The sequence below is a fragment of the Micromonospora sp. NPDC047620 genome, from assembly GCF_043205005.1.
In the GTDB taxonomy this organism is placed as follows: domain Bacteria; phylum Actinomycetota; class Actinomycetes; order Mycobacteriales; family Micromonosporaceae; genus Micromonospora.
This window is the reverse complement of record NZ_JBIDDG010000220.1, coordinates 1-1,006: the sequence shown is the minus strand read 5'-3', so window position 1 is coordinate 1,006 and position 1,006 is coordinate 1. Positions and strand designations below refer to the sequence as shown.

Sequence of the window (1,006 nt, the reverse complement as noted above, 5' to 3'; positions counted from 1 at the left end):
CGCGCGGCGCCCACGCTCTCGGCCATTCAGCAGGTCGGTGCGTCGCTCGGCAGCGCCTTGCTGGTGACCGCGCTGACGCAGCACCTCTCCGGAAAGCTGACCGAGCGCGGATTGCCATCCGGCAGTGGTGGTTCCGGCCAGATCAACTCCGTCCCACCCCAACTGATGCCGGTGGTCGGACCATTGCTCGCCGACTCCTTCGGCTTCGCGTTCTGGGTGGCGTTCGGGCTCACGGCGGTGATCATCGTGCCGGCCATGTTCCTGCCGCGGCATGCTGCGCGGGAGCGCGAGGAGACATCGGTAGCGCCGGGGATCTGACCGCATCCGATCACGAAACCCGCACCACCACGAGCCTTCCGGTCGCCCAGGCAATCACCCACGCCGCAGCTTCCTCCGCCTTCGATAAGGGTGGCCAGGGCCCTTTTGACGGAATTTCGCGCGAACACTCTGCCGACACCGCCGTGAATATAGTTGAGCACATGGAATACGAGCGAAAGGTACAGCGCGCCAAGGGGAAGGTCTGGCGCTGGAACGAGAAGCGCGCCACCGGGATAATCGAGACCGTAGACGGTTCGCATGTCTGGTTCGGCCTCGACTCGCTGGGTGAGCACAAGAACTTCGGTGACGTTTCCCTGGACGACCCGGTTGAAGTGGAATACGAAGCAGTTCAACAGGGTTCACATGATCTTCGGGCCGTCAAAGTTACTTGGCCCTGAGTCTCGCTAGCACAGGCAAGGCCCTACTCGAATTCGCACACGGCGCCCGACGACTGGCTCGGGCGCGCGCCAGACGGTCTCGTCAGATGCCTCTTCCTCTCCCCTCTCGTTCCCGTGCTCGTGCACGTGATCGCTCTGTCCTGCCACCGCGCGTGGAACCCGCGGACGGAGGCTCACGGTGCCGTGACTCCAACCGCGGTGTCGGCCGACTGAGAAGTAGCAGATCGGCTACGTCCGGCGGCAGCCTCGCCCGCAGGTGTGCGTCCGCCTGCTCCCGTTGCTGCCGCGCC

At 65.0% G+C, this 1,006-nt stretch carries 1 protein-coding gene and 1 pseudogene; both read left to right on the top strand.

The window, feature by feature from the left end; all coding sequences use genetic code 11:
• Positions 1–318, top strand: a pseudogene (locus tag ACGF5C_RS35415) (hypothetical protein); the annotation flags it as partial.
• 161 nt (positions 319–479) lie between these two features.
• Positions 480–716, top strand: coding sequence for a hypothetical protein (locus ACGF5C_RS35410; protein WP_393308861.1), 237 nt, complete (start codon positions 480–482; stop codon positions 714–716).
• Positions 717–1,006 lie beyond the last annotated feature (290 nt).